The sequence below is a fragment of the Ruegeria sp. CH5 genome, from assembly GCF_056537025.1.
Map to the genome: position 1 here is coordinate 845,763 of NZ_JBQFQT010000001.1, position 20,108 is coordinate 865,870.

The window sequence follows — 20,108 nt, forward strand, 5'->3', positions numbered from 1 at the left end:
TTCTAGCCACTTTGCGCCGCAGGGTCACTGCCCAATCAAGCCGCGGCGGATCAGATCCTGCTGGCGCCAGGCTTCAAGACCTTGGTGAATTCCTTGCGCCATTCCGATGCGCCACTCGGGATTTACGAGGTTTTTCAAGTCTCTGGGGCTGGAGATGAATCCGATCTCGACCAGAACCGAGGGAATGTCGGCAGCCTTGAGGACGGAAAACGACGCACTGCGGATCGGGCGCCGATTCATGGGGCCGCCCTGCTGCCCCATGCCGTGCGCAAGCGCATGGGCCAAAGCTTCCGAGCGCGGCTGGGTCTCCTGCCGTGCCATGTCCAGCAAAACGTCAGCAATCTGGTCGTCCGAGCCGCTCAGGTCGATACCCGCGATCAGGTCGCTGCGGTCGTGCCGTTCTGCCAGTTTCTGGCTGGCCACGTCCGAGGCCTCATCGGAGAGGAAATAGACAGTGGCCCCATGAGCCTGCCCTTCGGACAATGCATCCGCGTGCAACGAAATGAACACATCGGCGCTTGCCCGATGGGCCAGAGATATTCGGCGTTCGAGCGACACGAAGTGATCGTCCACCCGGGTCATCACGACCTCGTATCCGCCAGCGCGCAGCAAGTGTTCCCGCAGTTCGCGCGCAAACGTGAGCATCAGGGTTTTTTCGTTAACGCCACCCGATTCCGCGCCGGGGTCGATGCCACCATGCCCCGGGTCCAGCATCACGCGCAGCGGTCTTTCGCCATCTCGCGGCACGACCGGGGGCGTGACGGCAGGCGCAGGCAAATCCCAGCCCGGATTGCGCGGCGCACCCGCGCTGGCGGCAAAATTGTCGAAATCCGTACCTTTCAGATTCAGCGTCAGAACCGCGGCCCCGCTGTCGGGGTCCACGCGCATGGCCGCCTTATCGACGGCCAAGGGCGCCCCCAAATCCAGCACCATCCGGGACCATCCGGGCACATAGGCGCCGAACTGGACCCCGCTGATCCGACGGGTCTGCAACAGCTTGGCCCGATCAAGGCCGCTCCAGTCGACCTCCTGGAAATCGATGACCATACGGTAAGGGTCTTGAAGCGTGAAAACGCGATACGGGACGCCCTGACTGAGCCCCAGCTCAAGCGTCACCCCCGCACCCTTGCCGTCAGTGATCCGGCTCTGCTCGGGCAGGACCCGCGCCAAGGCGTTGAATTCCTGCGCCCAAACGGCTCCGGCCAGCGCCCAAATCAGCGCACATACGAAGAAGATCCTGCTCATGGCCTCAAGTTTTCCCGAGATCGTTTGGCAGGAGCCTATCGCAGCGTGGCCGCTTTGTGAACGCCTCAGGCCGACTTCTGCGCCGTCCGGCGATCCGCCATAAAGCTGCGCAGCCGTTCCAGGCCCTGCTCGATGTCTTCGGTCGACTGGGCGTAGGAAAAGCGCAGAGTCGTGTGGCCGCGTACCGGGTCGAAATCCAGCCCCGGCGTCGCGGCGACGCCGGCTTTGTCCAGGATCTCGGCGGCAAAGGCGCGGCTGTCGTCGGTCAGGTCCGAGACATCGGCATAGACATAGAACGCCCCGTCGGGTGGCGCGATGTTGGTGAACCCGGCCTCGGGCAGGCCCTTCAGCATCAGGTCGCGGTTGCGGCGATAGACGGCGAGGTTGCCCTGCAACTCCTCCTCGCAATCCATCGCGGCCAGCGCGGCGACCTGGCTGGCATGGGGCGCGCAGATGAACATGTTCTGGGCGATGCGCTCGACCACGCGCACCTGATCTTCGGGCACCACCATCCAGCCGACACGCCAGCCAGTCATCGAGAAATACTTGGAGAACGAGTTGATGACATAACACTCGTCGGTCAATTCCAGCGCAGTGACCGCCTTGGCCTCGTATTCCAACCCGTGATAGATTTCGTCGCTGATGAACGATGCCCCCTGCCCCCGCGCGGCCTCGATCAGCGCGCCCATGGCGGCGTGGTCCAGCATGGTTCCGGTCGGGTTCGCGGGCGAGGCCACCATCAGCCCCTGCAGGTCGAGCCCGGCAAAATCCCGTGGCACCGGTTGCAGGCGGTTTTCCGGTGCGGTCGGCAGATCGACCGGCACCAGACCCAGCGCCCGCAGAATCTGCCGATAGGACGGATATCCCGGCGCGCCGATCCCCACCCGGTCACCGCTGTCGAACAGCGCGGTGAAGGCCAGCAGGAATCCGCCCGAGGATCCGGGAGTGATCACCACCCGATCGGGGTTCAGGTCGACGTCGTACCATTCGCCGTACATCCGTGCGATGCGTTGCCGCAGCGCCGGCAGACCCAGCGCGACGGTATAGCCCAGCGGGCCTTGCCGCATCGCGTCGGCCAGCGCCTCCAGCGCGCCTTGCGGGGCGCCGGTTCCGGGTTGGCCGACCTCCATGTGGATGATGTGGCGCCCGGCCTCTTCGGCGCGGCGCGCGGCCTCCATCACGTCCATCACGATGAAGGGATCAACGCCCGACCGGGTTGAGTTTCGCATGCCCATCTCCCATGTTGCGACCATGGCTTTTGAACGCGGATCCCGGCTGGCGTCAATCCCGGCATTTCTGCTGGCGGTGGCGCTGTGGATCGCAACCGTCGCACAAAGCCACGCGCAAAGCCTGATCCGCGACCCCGATATCGAACACGGGCTGCGCGAACTGGCCTTTCCGATCTTGCGCGCCGCCGGCCTGAACACCAACCGCGTGCGGGTGATGGTCGTCAAGGACGGGACGTTCAACGCGTTCGTCATCGACTACAACACGATCTACCTGAACCACGGACTGATCCTGACGGTCGACAGCCCCGAGATGCTGCAGGCCGTGATCGCGCATGAGGCGGCCCATATTGCCAACGGGCACCTTGCCCGCCGGGCCGAGAACCTTCGGGCGGCTCAACGCGCGGCCGGTTTTGGCACCGCGCTGGCTCTGATTGCCGCCGCTGCGGGCGGCGGAGAGGCCGCCGCGGGCATTGCCGCCGGCACCCAAGGGGCCGCAATCCGCAGTTTTCTGGGCCACACGCGGGCCGAAGAATCCTCGGCGGATCGCAGCGCCGCCAGCTACCTGCGTTGGGCCGAGATTTCTCCCATCGGCATGGTCGAATTGCACCGCAAATTCGCAGGCCAGGAATTGCTGAGCGAGATCAATCAGGACCCCTATATGCGCTCGCACCCGACCAGCCGTGAACGCCTGCGCGCTGCCGAGGAATTTCTGTACCAGTTCGGGGATCGGGCGAAGTCTAACCCGAATGCCGACTACTGGTTTGCGCGAGTCAAGGGCAAGCTGTCCGCGTTTCTGCGCTCTCCCGGCTGGACCCTGCGGCGGGCCAAGGAAGAAACGGCGCAGGATATTCGCCTGATGCGCGAGGCCGCCGCCCATCATCAGAACCGCAACCTTTCGGCTGCGCGGGCGGCCATTGATGGTGCGCTGGCGATCCGCCCTGACGATCCGTTCTATCACGAACTGAAGGGGCAGATCCTTTTGGAGAACCTTCGGGTCTCGGAGGCGGTCACGGCCTATGCCAAGGCGTCCGAGCTGGCTCCGACCGACGCATTGATCATGGCAGGCTACGGGCGCGCGCTGCTTGCTGACGGACAGACGAAAAAGGCCCTGCAGGTGTTGGAAAGCGCACGCGCCCGCGACTACCGGAACGGCCGCCTGATGCAGGATCTGGGAATGGCCTATTCAAAGGTCGGCAACAACGGTATGGCATCTGCCGTCACTGCCGAACGTTTCGCTCTTGAGGGGCGTCTGCTGGATGCCGGAATTCACGCAAGACGAGCCATCGGTCAGTTGCCCGAAGGCTCGACGGGTTGGCAACGGGCACAGGATGTGCTGATTGCCGCAGAACAAGCTGAGAAATCGAAAAGGAACCGGAAATGATCCTCAGACACGCAGCACCTGCCCTTCTGGGGCTTTCCCTGATTGCCGGTCCGGCCAATGCGCTGGATCTGTCCTCGATGACCGAATCCGAAAGAGCAGAGTTCGGAGCGCAAGTGCGGGAATACCTCTTGGAAAATCCCGAAGTCATTCTCGAGGCGATCAACATACTGGAGCAGCGCAACGCTGCCGCCGAAGCACAGGCCGACCAGCAATTGATCGCAGAAAACGCCGACGAGCTGTTCAATGACGGCTATAGCTGGGTCGGTGGCAACCCGGACGGCGACATCACCCTGGTCGAGTTCATGGACTACCGCTGCGGATACTGCCGCCGCGCGGTCCCCGAAGTGGACGCGCTGCTGGCCGAGGATGGCAACATCCGCCTGATCATTAAGGAATTCCCAATTCTGGGCGATGCGTCTGTTCTTTCGTCGCGCTTTGCCATCGCCACCAAGCAGGTCGCCGGGGATGACGCGTACAAGCAAGTCCATGACGCCCTGCTGGAATTCACGGGCGAGCCTTCCGAGGTGACGCTGCGCCGTATCTCGGACGGGCTGGGACTGGACAGTGACGCCATCCTTGCGGCGATGGACAGCGACGAAGTGACCGAAGAAATTGCCAAGACGCGGGCACTGGCACAGCGCATGCGGATTTCGGGCACCCCATCCTTTGTTCTGGGCACCGAGATGCTGCGGGGCTTCCTGCCTGCAGATCAGATGAAACAGATCGCTGACGGTGTGCGGGCTGAACGCGGCTGAAGCAGCTGGGGCGGCCTGATCGCCGCCCCGTTGAAACGACGCCCTAGTCGTATGGATACGGGGCGTCGCATTTCATCGACACGACCCAAGTCGGAGTTCCAGTTTTTCTGAATTGGGTCGCCGGCACGGATTTGCCACGAATGCCTGATGGAATGACGTCACGCCCCTGCCGTTTGCTTTCAGCCAGAATTGCCTGCAGGTCCTGGGGATTGTCGTATTTGCGAATACCGGTGTTTTCAGAAATTGGGCCGGTTGGGCAGTAGGTCGCCCGGGCGATCTGTTTTGCCAAATCATAGGCCGCCTGGGCATCCTGACCGGTTTTGAAAGATACCGCGACCCGAGACGCCAGCTGCGGGTCGACATTCATGATCGGGGTCAAACGGCCCCGCGGCTTGCCGGTTCCACCCGGGCTGAGCCGGACGTCTGCGCGAGTCGTCACTCCGTCATTTCCGAAACCGGACACATGCACCGACATATACCCAAGTTGCGTCCCCGGTGCAGACTGCGGAACTGGAACACTAAAGAAACCTGGGCGTTTGTCCGACCCGGTAGAGGGGCTGCTGCACGCAGAAAGAAGGACGACAGCAAACGCCGTCACGAAAGGCATTGGTTTCAAAGAATCGAACTCCGGTCCATGTCAGTTGGTATCGCGATTGATACCGAGAAAATGGTCCTAAAAATGGCTTATGAAGAATTAGTTCCGGATCGAAGTTAAAGTACTACTCCGCAGCTTCTGCAGCAGCGTCCAGCTCAGCCGCCTTGTTTTCCACCTGCTCGACGATGTGGTCGATCATCTGTTCGTTCGACATCTTGTGGCTGGCCTTGCCCGCCAGATACACCATGCCCGAGCCTGCGCCGCCACCGGTAAAACCGACATCGGTCATCAGGGCCTCGCCGGGGCCGTTCACGACGCAGCCGATGATCGACAGGCTCATGGGCGTCTTGATGTGTTCCAGCCGCTTTTCCAGCGTCTCAACCGTCTTGATCACGTCGAACCCCTGCCGCGCGCAGGAGGGGCACGATATGATGTTCACGCCCCGATGGCGCAGGCCAAGAGATTTGAGGATTTCGAACCCGACTTTCACCTCTTCGACCGGATCGGCGGACAGGCTGACGCGGATCGTGTCGCCGATCCCCATCCACAGCAGGTTGCCCAGCCCGATGGCCGATTTGATCGTACCGCTTACCAGCCCACCGGCCTCGGTGATGCCCAGATGGATCGGGGCGTCGGTGGCCTCGGCGATGCCCTGATAGGCCGCGGCCGACAGGAACACGTCGCTGGCCTTCACGCTGATCTTGAATTCGTGGAAATCGTTGTCCTGCAGAATGCGGATATGTTCCAGCCCGCTTTCCACCATCGCCTCGGGGCACGGCTCGCCGTATTTCTCCAGCAGGTGTTTTTCCAGGCTGCCCGCGTTCACGCCGATGCGGATCGAGCAATTATGGTCGCGTGCGGCCTTGATGACCTCTTTCACCCGCTTCTCGTCGCCGATATTTCCGGGATTGATGCGCAGGCAGGCGGCACCGGCCTCGGCGGCTTCGATGCCGCGGCGATAGTGGAAATGGATATCCGCCACGATCGGCACCGGGCTTTCGCGCACGATCTCTTTCAACGCCTTCGACGACGCCTCGTCCGGGACCGAAACGCGCACGATATCAGCCCCCGCCTCTGCCGCAGCTTGTACCTGCGCCACGGTTGCGGCGACATCGGTCGTCAGCGTGTTGGTCATAGTCTGAACGGCAATCGGCGCGTCGCCACCTACCGGGACATTGCCAACCATGATCTGGCGGGATTTGCGGCGATAGATGTCGCGCCAAGGGCGCACATGGTTCAGAGACATGAAAACGGATCCGCGTCAGCCTGGGGTCTGGCCTTTAGATAGTCCGGGGGCAAGCCCGCCGCAATGGTAAGATCACTCTGCCGGCGCCTCGGCGGATTGTGTCTGAAGCTCGGCCACCAGCTGTTTGAGCGCAATGTTTTGCTCAGCCTCAAGATCCGCCACGGCATAAGTCTCGGCCACCGCGTCCTTGGACAGAACCACACCCTTGGCGACGGTTCCCGGTGCACCGGCCGGCCCATAGAGCTCGCCGTTCATCGAGAAATACACGTTGCCCGACGCACCGGCCCGCAGTTGCGGTGGCTCTTCCGTCAGGGGAACCTCAAAGCTCTTGCCGTTTTCGACGGTTCCCAACGTGCCTTCGAAGATCACGCTGCCATCCGCTGCGGTGACCCGCATCCAGGCCGGTTCGACCGCGACGATTTTCAGCGACGTGTCGACCTTCTCGACCACCTGCGGAAGGGTCGCGGCAGTTCTTTCAACAGTATGAATTTCGGCCAGCGCGATTTCCGGGACTTCGGGCGGACGGAAAGTTCCTACGGTCCGCGGATCGAGTGTGGAAATCGGGGCATCCCGCGCAACCATCACCGGTACATCCAGTGCTTGGGGGCGGTAAAGACGGTCCAGCGCTTCGGGGCTGGGAATTTCAGCGGCCGCAACCTCGGTCGTTCCGGACTCGGTCCGGATGGCCGACAGCGGGTCAAGATCGGACAGCACGACCGGGGCCTGTTCGACGGGCGAGACCTGAACCTGCTGAATCTTGTTCAGAACCGACCAACCGCCGTACCCAATCCCGGCAATCAGCGCGAGGAGGACAAGCGACGAGCCTACGGCACGCGGCTCGATCTGGCTGAACACGGACTCGCGGCCGGGAATGTAGGGCGTGTTCGGCGAAATGAACGGATCGCGCCCCATCGGGCCACGGTTCGGAAGGTCCCCGACCGATTTTTTGACCACGGATGCCTGTGCGGACATTCCATGTGCCACTTCGAACCCGCTTTCCTTGCAGAACGCGGCGAAAGTGTCGTCAGGGTTCATCCCCAGATAGCGGGCGTAAGAACGCACGTACCCGGCAATGAAGCCGGGTGTGTCGAATGCGTCGGGATCGGCATTCTCGATGGCAGCGATGTAGTTGGCCTTGATCCGCAGTTCGCGCTGTACGTCGAGAAGAGACTTGCCCATCGTCGCGCGCTCACCGCGCATCACGTCTCCAAGCCGTACTTCGTAGTCGTCGAACCCCTTGGGCCTGACGTCCACGTCTTCTTCGGAATTGCGCTGTGTTCTGCGCCCAATCATTCCTGCTGCCCCATTCTGCCCATCGCGTGTTTCACGCTAACGGCGAATCATCCCCATAACGATTCGTCCGCTACTTTTGTTAGCGTAAGCTTAACACGCGGCAAACAAGTTGCACATGTCGGCGTTAGGTTAACCAGCAAGTTCGGCGCGATTTAGCGCACAATGTGACCAAAGTTCGTCCATGGCCTGGACCAGACGGTTCATCTCGTTGGGTCCATGAACCGGCGAAGGCGTAAAGCGCAGACGTTCCGTCCCCCGAGGAACGGTTGGGAAATTGATCGGCTGCACGTAGATCCCGTAGTCGTCCAGCAGCATGTCGCTGAGCTTTTTGGTGTGCACCGGGTTGCCCACGATCACCGGAACGATGTGGCTGCCGTGATCGATCAGCGGCAAGCCCAGACCCTTCAGTCGCAGCTTGAGGATCTTGGCTCGGGTCTGATGCTGCTCACGCAGTTCGGGCGCTGTCTTGAGATACGCCACCGAGGCCGCAGCACCGGCGGCGACCGATGGTGGCAGCGAGGTGGTGAAGATGAAGCCCGGCGCATATGAACGGACCGCATCGCACATCTTCGCGCTTGCTGCGATATACCCACCCATCACGCCGTAGGCTTTGGCCAAAGTGCCATTGATGATGTCGATCCGATGCGCCAGGCGGTCTCTCTCAGTCACACCGCCGCCGCGCGGGCCGTACATCCCAACCGCGTGCACTTCGTCGATATAGGTCAGCGCGCCGAATTCGTCGGCTAGGTCGCAGATCTGTTCGACCGGACCGAAGTCGCCATCCATCGAGTAGACCGACTCAAACGCAATCAGCTTCGGCGCCGCCGGGTCGTCGGCTTGCAGCAGCTCGCGCAGGTGCTCAACGTCATTGTGGCGGAATATCCGCTTGGCCCCGCCATTGCGGCGCACGCCTTCGATCATCGAAGCGTGGTTCAGTTCGTCGGAATAGATGATCAGCCCGGGAAACAGCTTGGGCAACGTGCTTAGCGTGGCGTCATTTGCAATATAAGCGCTGGTGAACAGCAGGGCCGCTTCCTTGCCGTGCAGATCGGCCAGCTCGGCCTCGAGCCGCTTGTGGTAGACGGTCGTCCCCGAGATGTTGCGCGTCCCGCCAGAGCCCGCTCCGGCTGCGTCGATCGCCTCGTGCATCGCCGCCAGCACGACGGGGTGCTGCCCCATGCCAAGATAGTCGTTGCCGCACCAGACGGTGATGTTCTGCTGTGACCCGTCCGGACGCGTACGCACGGCATGGGGAAAATGTCCGTTGCGGCGTTCGATGTCGATGAAGGTCCGGTAACGGCCTTCGTCGTGCAGCCTGGCAATCGCTGAGTCGAGCTGAGCAGTGTAGTCCAAAGGACCCTCCTTCGTGACCCCGCCGCAGGGTGATTGCACGGCAAGGCTGTGTTCCGATGCGTATCATAACCGATTTTTCGGCCGCATCCGCGCCTATTTTCAGGTTTCCTGCCTAACGCCCAGACAGGGGTCGCAACTTTGATTTGCATCAATTATCGCCTTGAACCCGCAGCGACAAGTAAAGTTGAGACCATAAGGCGCGAGGAAACGACGCAGGTTACGTCCCGTTTCGCGCAGAATGTTTCCGATCAGACGCGCGTTTTCCCGCCGCTACGGGCTGGACGGCGCTGCCAGCGCTGTTAGGGTCCGCCGCAATATCTCATCCATTCAGGAGTACACCCATGTCGCTTGACGCCACTCTGAGCAAAATCGACTCTGACCTCTCAGCCTCCATCGAGCGGCTGATGGAGTTTCTGCGAATCCCGTCGATTTCCACCGATCCGGCCTTCAAGAAAGACGTGGACAAGGCAGCCGACTGGTTGGTCGACGACCTCAAAAGCATCGGGATCGATGCGAAAAAGCACCCCACCCCGGGCCACCCGATGGTCGTGGGCCATGTCGGCGACGATGCGGACGCCCCGCACGTGCTGTTCTACGGCCACTACGATGTGCAGCCCGTTGATCCCTTGGACCTGTGGAACCGTGACCCGTTCGACCCGGCGCTGGAAGAGACAGAACACGGTCAGGTCATCCGCGGACGGGGCTCTTCGGATGACAAGGGCCAGTTGATGACTTTTGTCGAAGCCTGCCGCGCCTGGAAGGCGGTCAACGGCAAGCTGCCTTGCCGCATCACGTTTTTCTTCGAAGGCGAAGAGGAATCCGGTTCACCTTCGCTGGTCCCATTTCTCGAGGCCAACACGGAAGAGTTGAAGGCCGATCTGGCGCTGGTCTGCGACACCTCGATGGTATCACGCGGGGTGCCCTCGATCGCATCGCAACTGCGCGGCATGCTCAAGGACGAATTCACCATCATCGGTCCGCGCATCGACCTGCATTCCGGCCATTACGGCGGCCCCGGCTTGAACCCGCTGCGGGAAATCTCGCGGATCGTTGCCTCGTTCTACGATGAGGAAACCGGACGGGTCGCTGTGGAAGGTTTCTACGAAGGAGTCCACGAAGTCCCCGCCGAACAGCTGCGCCAGTGGGAGAACTGTGGTTTCGACGAGGCCGAATACCTCAACTCGGTGGGTTACACGCAACCTCATGGTGAGAATGGGTACTCGACCCTTGAACAGCAGTGGGCGCGACCGACGCTGGAGATCAACGGGTTGTGGGGCGGCTACAACGGCGCCGGTTCGAAAACGGTGATCCCCAGCCAGGCCCATTGCAAGATCACATGTCGCCTGGTCGGTGAAATGGACCCGGACAAACTGCGCGACAAGATCCGTAAGCATGTTGAATACCGGCTCTCTCCTGACGCCAAAGTCGTCTGGGACAATGATCTCGAGGGCTCCCCTGCGTCGGTCATGAACCTGGATCGCCCGGAATTCGAAGCGGCACGCGCCGCACTGTCCGACGAATGGGGGCGCGAAGCCGTTTTCACCGGCATGGGAGGATCGATCCCGGTGGTGGGGTATTTCAATACGGTCCTGGGTCTGGATTCAATGTTGGTCGGCTATGCCAACGACGATGACGCAATCCATTCGCCCAATGAAAAATACGACGTGAAGAGCTTTCACAAAGGGATCCGCTCGTGGGCCCGAATTCTGGACGCTCTGAGCCGATAGCCGCGAATATCGCAAGGCGCTGCCTTGCGCTCCGGGATACTCCGAGCCGGGTGAAGCGCGGATGCGAACTTCATCCGGCCGGCGGTATCCCGGCGTGTCGCGGGCAACGCGGCCGGGGGCACCGCCCCCATAAGCCGCAGCCCGCGGACAGACCGTTTTACATGTGGATCACGCGCCCGTAGGCGTCCAAAACCGATTCATGCATCATTTCCGACAAGGTCGGGTGCGGAAAGACTGTATTCATCAGGTCTTCTTCGGTGGTCTCCAACTGGCGACCGACGACATAGCCCTGAATCAGTTCGGTCACTTCCGCACCAACCATATGGGCGCCCAGCAACTCGCCGGTTTTCGCGTCGAATACGGTTTTTATCATGCCTTCCGGCTCGCCCAATGCAATTGCCTTGCCATTGCCGATGAACGGGAAGCGGCCCACCTTGACATCAAAGCCAAGCTCCTTGGCCTTGGCCTCGGTATAGCCAACCGACGCGACCTGGGGATGACAATAGGTACATCCAGCGATGCTCTCCGGTTTCACGGGATGGGCATGTTTGCCAGCGATGAGTTCTGCGACCATCACGCCTTCGTGGCTGGCCTTGTGCGCAAGCCAAGGCGCCCCGGCGATGTCGCCGATTGCATAGAGGCCATCGACCCCGGTCCGGCAGTATGCATCCGTCACCACATGGGTGCGGTCAATTTTGACGCCCAGCGCCTCAAGCCCGAGGTTCTCGACATTTCCGACGATCCCAACGGCGGAGATGACAGTATCGAAGTCGTGCTTTTCGACCTTGCCGCCGGTTTCGATATGAGCCGTCACCTTGCCTTTGCCGCGATCCAGCTGCTTGACCATGGATTTCTCCATGATCTTCATGCCCTGTTTGACAAAGGATTTCTTGGCGAACGCGCTGATCTCGGCATCTTCGACCGGCAAGACCCGATCCATCACTTCGACCACGGTCGTGTCTGCGCCCAACGTATTGTAGAAGCTGGCAAACTCGATCCCAATCGCTCCGGACCCGATAACAAGCAGCTTTTTCGGCATCCGGGCCGGTTGCAGCGCATGTTTGTAGGTCCAGACCAGATCGCCGTCTGCCTCCAGGCCCGGCAACTCGCGCGCCCGGGCACCGGTGGCCAAGATGATGTTCTTCGCCGTCAGCTCCTCGGTGCCCTTGTCGGTCTTGACCGTCACCTTGCCTTTCGACGGGATTGTCGCCTCGCCCATCACGACGGTGACTTTGTTCTTCTTCAGCAGATGACCGACGCCGCTGGTCAGCTGCTTGGCAACCCCGCGCGAGCGTTTGACGACCGCGTCCAGATCATAACCGATCTTGTCCGCACTCAGACCGAAATCCTTGGCGCGCTCCATCAGGTGGAACACTTCGGCCGACCGCAGCAAGGCCTTGGTCGGGATGCAGCCCCAGTTCAGGCAGATGCCGCCCAGATGCTCGCGCTCGACCACGGCGGTCTTGAGGCCCAGTTGGGCCGCACGAATGGCAGCCACATAGCCGCCGGGGCCCGCACCGATTACGATCAGATCAAAGGATTGTGCAGCCATGTTTACCTCTCGGCGCAGGTCGATTGAAAACTAGTTTACCGTTAAACTATTTTTTCGAACGCATCAATATGCTGCCCCGCGACATATGTGACGCAGGGTCATCAAAACAAGAGCGCGCGGTATTCAGCCTATACCCCGCGTCCCTTGAAGGCTAGAAAAGACCTGCAACCATGTTCGAATTTCGGATCTGCAGATTTTAGGGAAACCAATCATGGCCAAGACTCTCAAAGATTTGTTGCTTGCCCTTTTGAACGCCACACTGATCCTTGTGGCTCTGTGTCTGTTCCTTGGTTGGAAGCTGGCGCGAAGCGTCGAGAATATTCAGGACAACTTCAGAGAAAGCCTGCAAATCGTTCAGCCGCTGCGTGAACAGGCGCAGGGCGTCCGAGAGGATCTTGCAAGTCTGCGCGCTGATCTGTCCGGTATTCGCATCCTGGGAGATGATGAGCCGGAGTTGAAGCAGAAGCTTCAGCAGGCGCTGGTGCGATTGGACGAGGTTCAGGCCAAGCTGGAAACCACGCAGGCTCGCCTCAACGAACTGGTCGAAAATCCTCAGCTACTGATTGATTACGCAATCACCACGGCCGTCGATGCCACAACGGCCAGGCTGATCGAATTGCGCGGATGTGGAGAGGCGGCCTAGCCCGCCGCCTGCAACTCACGCACCGTTGTGCCGTATCCACCGCCGCTGACATATGCGGCTTCGGGTGCCGTAGTCTCACGGGCAAGCGCCGCGTTGCGGTACGGGAAACGCCCGAACTTGCGGATCACCTCACGATGGGCGCGGGCATGCAGCAGATTGCTTGCACCATGTTCCGGCATGCGCTGGCACATCAGGCGCACACAACGCTCCTGATCGCACAGATTCTCTGAGTGCATCATCGGCAGGTAGAAGAACTGTCGGGCTGGCTCGTCGATCTTCAGATCCCATTCCTTGTCGACGGCACATTTCGCTGCTGCCAGTGCCGCCTTGTCGGATGAGAAGGCTTTGCCGCTGCCTCGGAACATGTTGCGCGGAAACTGATCCATGAGGATGATATAGGCCAGCGATCCGCTGGGATATGTCAACCAAAGAGAGAACTTACCCCCGCACGCGGCTTGCCATGTCTCAAGGAAGCGGTCCCGTATCTGCGCATCTAGCGCTTCATCTTCGCGGTACCACCCCTCGGGGCCTACTTCATCCAACCAGAAACTCAGTACTTCTTCAGGACCAACCATTGCCCTTGACTCCGTCTGTTCCCCCCCGAGGGACGTAACGTCATATAAGTCGGTTTTACAGACCTGTTACAGTAACATATTGCAACATTGACGACACAAATCCGGCGGTCAGGCAGGTTGGTGTTCTTCCTCTTCGTCCTGCGCCGCTTCGATCGCGACTTCTTGCGCAACTTCCAGTGCGACCGGCGATGCCGTCGGGTACAGGGGCGACATGGTGCCGGTCTCGTCCACGGGCACCGAGGCCCGCTGGGTCATCCGGTAGACCGCATAGACCGCCATGGCAAACAGTAGTGCGGCAATGAACAGGAAGAAGCCGGACGGCCCGAACACGGCATCCCCCATCAACCAACCGGTGATCAGCGGGCCGGCAATTGCGCCAAGCCCGTTGATGAAAATCAGCCCGCCGGACGCGGCTGCCATATCTTCGTGTTCGAGGTAGTCGTTGGTGTAGGCGATCAGCAGGGAATACAGTGGATTGGACATGCCGCCGATGACAAAGGCCGCAGCCAGCAAAACCGGGAAGTCGACCCCGAAAACCATGCCCACCGCCGCACTGATGCCGCCCACGACCGACACCAGCAGGATCAACAGGCGCCGGTCCATACGGTCCGAAAACCAGCCCAACGGATACTGCAGAACCAACGCGCCGATGTAGAATGACGCCACGAAGGTTGAAATCTCGACCAGTGTCAGCCCTGCCCGCGCGCCATAAACCGCGGCCATGCCGAACTGAGCCGAGAAGATGCCACCCAACAGAAACATGCCGACACAGCCCAAGGGCGACGTGTCCATCAGCTGCCTGAGCGTCATCGGCTTGGTCGTATCAAAAGCCGGGGTCGGAGAAATCGACAACAGGATCGGAGCAAAGGAAACGGAAACCAGGATCGAGGCAATCACAAAGGTTTCGTACCCGGCCGGGTCACCCGCAAGCATCAGTGCCTGCGCGCTTACAATGCCGATCATCTGGACGATCATGTAAAGCGACAATGCCTGGCCACGGTTTTCGTTGCTCGCGGCGTTGTTCAGCCAGCTTTCGGCGGTCACGTACACGCCGGAAAAGCAGAACCCGATCACCACACGACCCAGCGACCACGCGATCGGATCGGTCAGCATCGGATAGCTGATCATCACGGCAGAGATGAAGGACGCCAGCGCCGCGAAGACCCGCACGTGCCCGACCCGCCGTATCATCTCGGGTGCAAGTCGGGATCCGCCCAGAAAGCCCACGAAATACGCGGACATGACAAATGACATCTGCAGGGTCGAAAACCCTTCGATCTCGCCCCGGACACCCAACAGGGTGCCCTGCAGGCCGTTGCCGATCATCAGCAGACCCATTCCGAGTAGAAGCGCCCACGCGCTGGCAAGTACCTGAAGCATGTTTGCACTCCAAATCCGCTGAACAATGGCTTTCGTTAAAGGATCAAACGATGTCCCGGTCGCGCTTGTCTACGACATTCACCAGATTCGATCCCGCGATCCCGCCCTCTAAGGGATCAAAAGCGACGCGTCACCATAGGAAAAGAAGCGATAGCCACTTTTGATCGCATGATCATAGACCCTCAGCATCCTGTCCCGTCCCATCAGCGCCGAAACCAGCATCAGAAGCGTCGATTTCGGCAGATGGAAATTGGTCATCAGCGCGTCGGTGACCTGAAACTGGAAGCCGGGGTAGATGAAGATGTCGGTCTCCCCCTCCCAAGGCTGGATCGATCCATCGCGCGCGGCACTTTCGATCAGTCGCAAGGCGGTGGTGCCGACCGGGATGACGCGACCACCCGAGGCTTTGGTCGCCTGAATCTCGGCTGCGGCCTGCGGGCTGACCTGTCCCCATTCGGCGTGCATCTTGTGGGTCGTCACATCCTCGACCTTGACCGGCAGGAACGTTCCGGCCCCGACGTGCAGGGTAACATGGGTGAACTCGACTCCCCGATCCGCAAGGGCCTGCAACAATGGCTCGTCAAAGTGCAGAGAGGCGGTCGGTGCCGCCACAGCCCCGGCCTGCCGCGCCCAAACGGTCTGATAATCAGTCTTGTCACGCTCGTCCGCGGGCCGTTTGGCCGCGATGTAGGGGGGCAAAGGCATTGCTCCGGCCTGCTCGAGCGCCTGGTCGAAATCATCGCCCTTCAGATTGAAGCGCAGATGGGCCTGGCCGTCAGCGACCCCTTCCAGAACCGCGCTGAGGTCGTCGGAGAACACAATTTCTTCGCCCACCCGGATCTTCTTGAGCGGTTTCAGTAATGCACCCCAGGTCCCGTCGGCGCTGGGCTCCAGCAAGGTGGCCTCGATCGCGGCCGAGACCGGACCCTGGGCGCTGTCGCGATGACGCCGGCCGCTCAGCCGGGCCGGGATGACGCGCGTGTCGTTAAGCACCAGCCGATCACCGGGGCTAAGCCAGTCGGGCAGGTTGAACACCCGATCATCCGAGATCGCGTCACCCTGTGCCACCAGCAGGCGCGCCGAAGACCGCGGACTGGCGGGCCGCGTGGCAATCAGGTCATCAGGCAGGTAGAAATCGAAATCACTCAGCTTCATGGCCGCGCCATACATCGCCCGAACAGATTCGGCCACACTCTGCGTCAGCGGTCCTCGCCCCGGCTTCCCACCGACGGGCTGGGTCCGTCCGGTGCGACAGGCGTTGCGTTGGGGCCGTCGGAAACGGTTGGGGCAGGTTCTCGTAGCAAGTTGCGCAGAAACAGTGGCGCCAGACCGGACAGCGGGTTCACGGACACTTGCGGGGCCGAGATCGGGCCCACCAGCGTATAGTTGAACGCGAATACGCCCTCGCCCTTCTTGGTCAGGACGCTGCCAATCGCGTTCACCATATAGATCGGAGAGATCGCGCCGCGCAGGTTCAGGAACTTTCGTTCGGTATCCACAGTCCCGTCGAAGGACAGCCCCATCGACGGTCCAACCGCACTGCCGCTGAGAATCTTGACCTCGGTCGGCGTGATCCGCATCTCGCTGTCGATTGATGAGAAGTAGATCCCCTGCCCGGCCATCTCGGTCAGTAGACCGACCAGACTGATGGCATTCAGCAACGCCGCCATGGCCGGAGCATCCTGGATCCGCGTGTCCGTGATTTTCAGGGTCAGATCGTAGTTGCCCGGGCCAGCCACCGGATTCAACCGGAGTTGCAGCTTTCCTCCTCTGGCCTGGGTCAACAAACCGGCAGACCGCAGTACCGCACCGGCGTCCACGGATTGCAGGCTGACCGCACTGCGCGATCCGCTGGGCACAACCTGCCCCTGGACCGGGGCGCCTCCGTTGACCTGAGCGGAAAATCCACCCTTCAACCCTCCGGTCGTTTCGAAATTGCCCTTCAAACCGGTCAGGGCCACTTCCTCGGTCACCTGCAGCCGGTCCAGCGCCACGTCAAGGTTCGGACCTCGACCCGATGACGCGCCGCCGCCGCTGCCGCTGCCGAACGTCGCTTTGCCCAGGTTGAGAACGCCGCCCAAAACGCGGATATCCGGCGCCGCGGCACCACGGCCGATCAACTCGGCCGGAACAGCCAACCAATCGCCCAGTTCAAAAGAACTGAACTGAACCCGATCCAAAGCGCCATTCGCGATCGAGATCGAAGCCACCGCGCGCAATCCGGCGGCATCAATCCGCAGGCTGTCCACTCGCAGTTGATCGCCCAGCGCCGCCTCGGTGGCCAACGTGCCGGCAGTGGCTGCGGATTTTTGCCAACCCAGTTCGGGAATTGCCATTCCGACGCCGACCAGATCAGAGGTCGCGGTCAGCTTTGTCGGCTCTCCCCCTCCAATTCCAAGACTGATCTCCGCCACGCCTTGCCCGGTCAGCATACCGGACGGCAATCCGGCCTTCAGTTCATCCATCAGCCGCGGGGACAGTTCGATCTGCCCGCTGAGCGTGCTGCGTTGTGCTGTCTTGCCGCCGATCGGCTGTCGCCAAGTCGCCTGTATCGGCACCTCACCGAACAGACCGTCTCCGTCTATGGCCACCTGGGTCTGATCCCCGCTCAGGCGCAGTTTGGCGGCGCTGATGCGGAAGCCCGGAACCAGTTTTTCCGTATCCAGATCAATCAATTCTCCCAGAAAGTGAAATTGCGTGTCCTCGAATTTCAACCCCTTGATCAAGGGCAGAGACAGAGTGCCGCCCAGTCGCACGCTGCCCGAAGCCAGATCGACCGGAAGGTTTGCCTTGGTCAGCAATTGCAGCGGCGCCCGGTCAAGCAACGACAAGGCCGAGGTCACACTGCCACTGGCCTGAACACGCACAATGCCCGGTGTATTCTTTTTGATGTCTGTATCCGGGATGATGAACGACGTCCCAGAGGCATCAACCGCGCCACCGTCATCGGCGATCACCACGCCCTTGCGGGCGGTCACCGTGAATCGACGGCCAATCAGCGTGGCCTGCCCACGCCCGCCTTGGATCGGCGGCAAGGTCTTGGCAAACCGAACCAGCGCATCATCGAAATCGAAATCAAGATACAGTTCGGGCTTGGAGTCTCCGGGCCGCAGCCTCAGAACGAAGTCCATGTCCGACAGATTGCCTTCGTACAGGTTCTCGGTCACCCATTTGCGCGGCTTCGGAGCCAATCGGGGCGGCCAGTAATGCAGCAGCTTGTCTGATGCCATGTGCCCCAGCCGCGCGTTCAGATCCACGCTCCACCCCTCCGGCAGGCCCACAAGCTCGCCCGAAGCGCGCAATAGGTCTTCGCCATCCTCGACCACGACCTGCCCCAGCTGCAGCCGGAAGGGGTTCAGGCGCACTTGAAAGTCCAGATCGGCCTGCTTGACCTCTAGCGCATCAACGAACAGGTCGGCTGGGTTCACCCGGATACCGTTCAGACGGAACTGCACCGCCATGCTTTCCAGCGCGCCGGCCTCTACACCCTTCAGATAGGCTTTGCCCTCGCCCTGTACGCTGCCCCAGCCCGACACCACGGAAACCTCGTTGAAATCCAGAACCTGCTGCGCCGGGTCATAGGTGAAATACGTGCGGGCCGAGTCGAACGGAACCGGTCGGGTCTCGGGGTTGGGCTGAACGGCCCCGGCCCCAAGGTTCAAGGTTGCAAATACCGGCCCGAGCGCGCCGGCCCCGTCGATACTGCCGCGCAATGCGCCCGAGATCGGCGTGTCCAATACCTGCAACCAGGCCAGTGCCGGGGATTGCGCCGCCACGTCGGTCGCCGGAAGATCGGTGATCGAAATCCCGAACTGCGCCTCGGGTGAGCCGAGCGTGCTGGTGTAGTTCGCTTCGATCATGCTGACATAGTCACGGCCCGCCAACACCGAGAACCCGGTCGCCAGGCGCAAGGCGCCTTCGCTCCGCGTCGCCAGAATATGCCCGCCGTCCAGAACCCAGGACCGCCCAAGGCGCAAGTCGCGGTAATCCAGCGTAATGGCGTCAAGCTCGACCGAAGTCAGGGACGACAGGACCGGTGACAGGAAGACCTGATCGGACTGTTCGATCAATTCGGCCAAGGTTGGCGCATTCTGCACAGGCGCGCTGCCGGAACCGACGGTCAGCGAGAGCGATCCGTCCTCGGCTCGGGTCAATGCGATCTGCGCGCCGTTGAGGGTGATCCGCTTGGGCCGGACATGGCCGCGCAGCAGCGGGCGCATCGCCAGGCTGGCCTGCATGCTCGAGACCTGTGCGATCTGGCGCCCCTCGGCGTCGCTGATCGAAACATCGCTGAGCCGCAGACGCGGGCGCCATTCCTTGTTGATGATAAAGCTGACGTCGCCGAACCGGATCTGCAGGCCGCCCAATGCGTTTTCCAGCCGCGTTTCGACCCGGTCGCGCAGCCATTCCGGCGCGTGGATCCGATGGCCAAACACCATGACCCCGGACAGGACGGCCAGAAACACCAGCAGGAACACCCCGCGCAAGGCCCACAGCCCGGCTGTCCGCCGACGGGATCGGCGGCGCAGCGGTTTCCCGCCCTTCTCAGCCTCGTCCTGTTCGTCTTGCGCCAATTTGCCGTCCACGTCTTTCAACCTGCCCGAGCCGCCCTATGATACGCGGCATCACCTACAAATCCTGACCGGAGTTCAAAATGCCTGACGTTGCAGACATCGCCCCCGATTTCACCTTGCCCCGCGATGGCGGCGGCACGGTCACCCTGTCGGACCTGCGAGGTCGTCCCGTTGTTCTGTTCTTTTATCCCCGCGATGATACGCCGGGCTGCACCAAGGAATCCATCGGTTTCTCGGAGCAGCTTCAATCCTTTGCCGACGCCGGCGCACAGGTTTTCGGCATCTCTCGCGACAGCGTTGCCAAGCATGACAAGTTCGTCGCCAAGCACGGGCTGACCACTCCGCTGCTGTCCGACGAAGGTTCGACCGTGTGCGAGGATTACGGCGTCTGGGTCGAAAAAAACATGTATGGCAAGAAGTCGATGGGGATCGAGCGCTCGACCTTCCTGATCGACGCCGACGGAAAGATCGCCCGCGTCTGGCGCAAGGTCAAAGTTCCCGGCCATGTGGATGAGGTGCTGGAGGCCGTACGCGCGCTTTGACGCTGCGGGCCATCCGGT

General features: G+C 61.3%; 16 protein-coding genes. 5 read left to right on the forward strand and 11 right to left on the reverse strand.

The window, feature by feature from the left end; genetic code table 11:
- Window positions 1-24: 24 nt before the first annotated feature.
- Together ACR0JC_RS04160 and ACR0JC_RS04165 are read right to left on the reverse strand one after the other, a co-directional pair.
- Window positions 25-1,245: an N-acetylmuramoyl-L-alanine amidase gene (locus tag ACR0JC_RS04160; protein WP_170338658.1), complete on the reverse strand. Its 1,221-nt coding sequence runs from the start codon at window positions 1,243-1,245 to the stop codon at window positions 25-27.
- Between the two features lie 65 nt (window positions 1,246-1,310).
- Window positions 1,311-2,474 carry a pyridoxal phosphate-dependent aminotransferase gene (locus ACR0JC_RS04165; RefSeq protein ID WP_170338656.1) on the reverse strand — a complete coding sequence of 388 codons (1,164 nt, stop codon included), beginning with the start codon at window positions 2,472-2,474 and terminating at the stop codon, window positions 1,311-1,313.
- Between ACR0JC_RS04165 and ACR0JC_RS04170 the strand changes: the two genes are divergently transcribed.
- Window positions 2,473-3,855 carry a M48 family metalloprotease gene (locus tag ACR0JC_RS04170; RefSeq protein WP_170338654.1) on the forward strand — a complete coding sequence of 461 codons (1,383 nt, stop codon included), beginning with the start codon at window positions 2,473-2,475 and terminating at the stop codon, window positions 3,853-3,855. The two genes, ACR0JC_RS04165 and ACR0JC_RS04170, sit on opposite strands and share 2 nt — an antisense overlap.
- Window positions 3,852-4,610 carry a DsbA family protein gene (locus ACR0JC_RS04175; protein ID WP_170338145.1) on the forward strand — a complete coding sequence of 253 codons (759 nt, stop codon included), beginning with the start codon at window positions 3,852-3,854 and terminating at the stop codon, window positions 4,608-4,610. Before ACR0JC_RS04170 ends, ACR0JC_RS04175 begins: the two co-directional genes overlap by 4 nt.
- Window positions 4,611-4,653: 43 nt before the next feature.
- Here the strand turns inward: ACR0JC_RS04175 and ACR0JC_RS04180 are convergent, their stop codons facing one another.
- From ACR0JC_RS04180 to hemA, 4 genes are all read right to left on the reverse strand, one after another.
- Window positions 4,654-5,049 (reverse strand): hypothetical protein, encoded by a 396-nt coding sequence (locus ACR0JC_RS04180; protein ID WP_170338652.1) that lies wholly within the window; start codon window positions 5,047-5,049, stop codon window positions 4,654-4,656.
- A gap of 280 nt (window positions 5,050-5,329) precedes the next feature.
- The gene (ispG, locus tag ACR0JC_RS04185) at window positions 5,330-6,451 is read right to left on the reverse strand and encodes a flavodoxin-dependent (E)-4-hydroxy-3-methylbut-2-enyl-diphosphate synthase (RefSeq protein ID WP_170338650.1); all 1,122 of its coding nucleotides are present in this window, start codon (window positions 6,449-6,451) and stop codon (window positions 5,330-5,332) included.
- Between the two features lie 72 nt (window positions 6,452-6,523).
- Window positions 6,524-7,744 carry a helix-turn-helix domain-containing protein gene (locus ACR0JC_RS04190; protein ID WP_170338648.1) on the reverse strand — a complete coding sequence of 407 codons (1,221 nt, stop codon included), beginning with the start codon at window positions 7,742-7,744 and terminating at the stop codon, window positions 6,524-6,526.
- A gap of 129 nt (window positions 7,745-7,873) precedes the next feature.
- On the reverse strand, window positions 7,874-9,097 hold the full coding sequence (gene hemA, locus ACR0JC_RS04195) for a 5-aminolevulinate synthase (protein WP_170338646.1): 1,224 nt from the start codon (window positions 9,095-9,097) through the stop codon (window positions 7,874-7,876).
- A gap of 341 nt (window positions 9,098-9,438) precedes the next feature.
- Here hemA and ACR0JC_RS04200 point away from each other — a divergent pair, with 341 nt between their 5' ends.
- Window positions 9,439-10,824 carry a dipeptidase gene (locus ACR0JC_RS04200; protein ID WP_170338644.1) on the forward strand — a complete coding sequence of 462 codons (1,386 nt, stop codon included), beginning with the start codon at window positions 9,439-9,441 and terminating at the stop codon, window positions 10,822-10,824.
- A gap of 157 nt (window positions 10,825-10,981) precedes the next feature.
- Here the strand turns inward: ACR0JC_RS04200 and lpdA are convergent, their stop codons facing one another.
- A complete protein-coding gene (lpdA, locus tag ACR0JC_RS04205) occupies window positions 10,982-12,376 on the reverse strand; it encodes a dihydrolipoyl dehydrogenase (RefSeq protein ID WP_170338642.1) in 1,395 nt (464 codons plus the stop codon).
- 211 nt (window positions 12,377-12,587) lie between these two features.
- On the opposite strand from lpdA, the gene ACR0JC_RS04210 reads away from it, so the two are divergent.
- Window positions 12,588-13,019 carry a hypothetical protein gene (locus ACR0JC_RS04210; protein WP_170338134.1) on the forward strand — a complete coding sequence of 144 codons (432 nt, stop codon included), beginning with the start codon at window positions 12,588-12,590 and terminating at the stop codon, window positions 13,017-13,019.
- Here ACR0JC_RS04210 and ACR0JC_RS04215 read toward each other — a convergent pair.
- The 4 genes from ACR0JC_RS04215 to ACR0JC_RS04230 form a co-directional block, all read right to left on the reverse strand.
- Window positions 13,016-13,594 (reverse strand): DUF924 family protein, encoded by a 579-nt coding sequence (locus ACR0JC_RS04215; protein ID WP_170338640.1) that lies wholly within the window; start codon window positions 13,592-13,594, stop codon window positions 13,016-13,018. The two genes, ACR0JC_RS04210 and ACR0JC_RS04215, sit on opposite strands and share 4 nt — an antisense overlap.
- 108 nt (window positions 13,595-13,702) lie before the next feature.
- Complete coding sequence (locus ACR0JC_RS04220; protein WP_170338636.1) at window positions 13,703-14,974, reverse strand: MFS transporter; 1,272 nt, start codon at window positions 14,972-14,974, stop codon at window positions 13,703-13,705.
- Window positions 14,975-15,082: 108 nt separating this feature from the next.
- Window positions 15,083-16,129, reverse strand: a complete 1,047-nt coding sequence (gene queA / locus ACR0JC_RS04225) for a tRNA preQ1(34) S-adenosylmethionine ribosyltransferase-isomerase QueA (RefSeq protein WP_170340030.1) — start codon at window positions 16,127-16,129, stop codon at window positions 15,083-15,085.
- A 44-nt stretch (window positions 16,130-16,173) separates the two neighbouring features.
- The gene (locus ACR0JC_RS04230) at window positions 16,174-19,560 is read right to left on the reverse strand and encodes a YhdP family protein (RefSeq protein WP_367647276.1); all 3,387 of its coding nucleotides are present in this window, start codon (window positions 19,558-19,560) and stop codon (window positions 16,174-16,176) included.
- A gap of 68 nt (window positions 19,561-19,628) precedes the next feature.
- Here ACR0JC_RS04230 and ACR0JC_RS04235 point away from each other — a divergent pair, with 68 nt between their 5' ends.
- A complete protein-coding gene (locus ACR0JC_RS04235; protein WP_170338632.1) occupies window positions 19,629-20,090 on the forward strand; it encodes a peroxiredoxin in 462 nt (153 codons plus the stop codon).
- Window positions 20,091-20,108 lie beyond the last annotated feature (18 nt).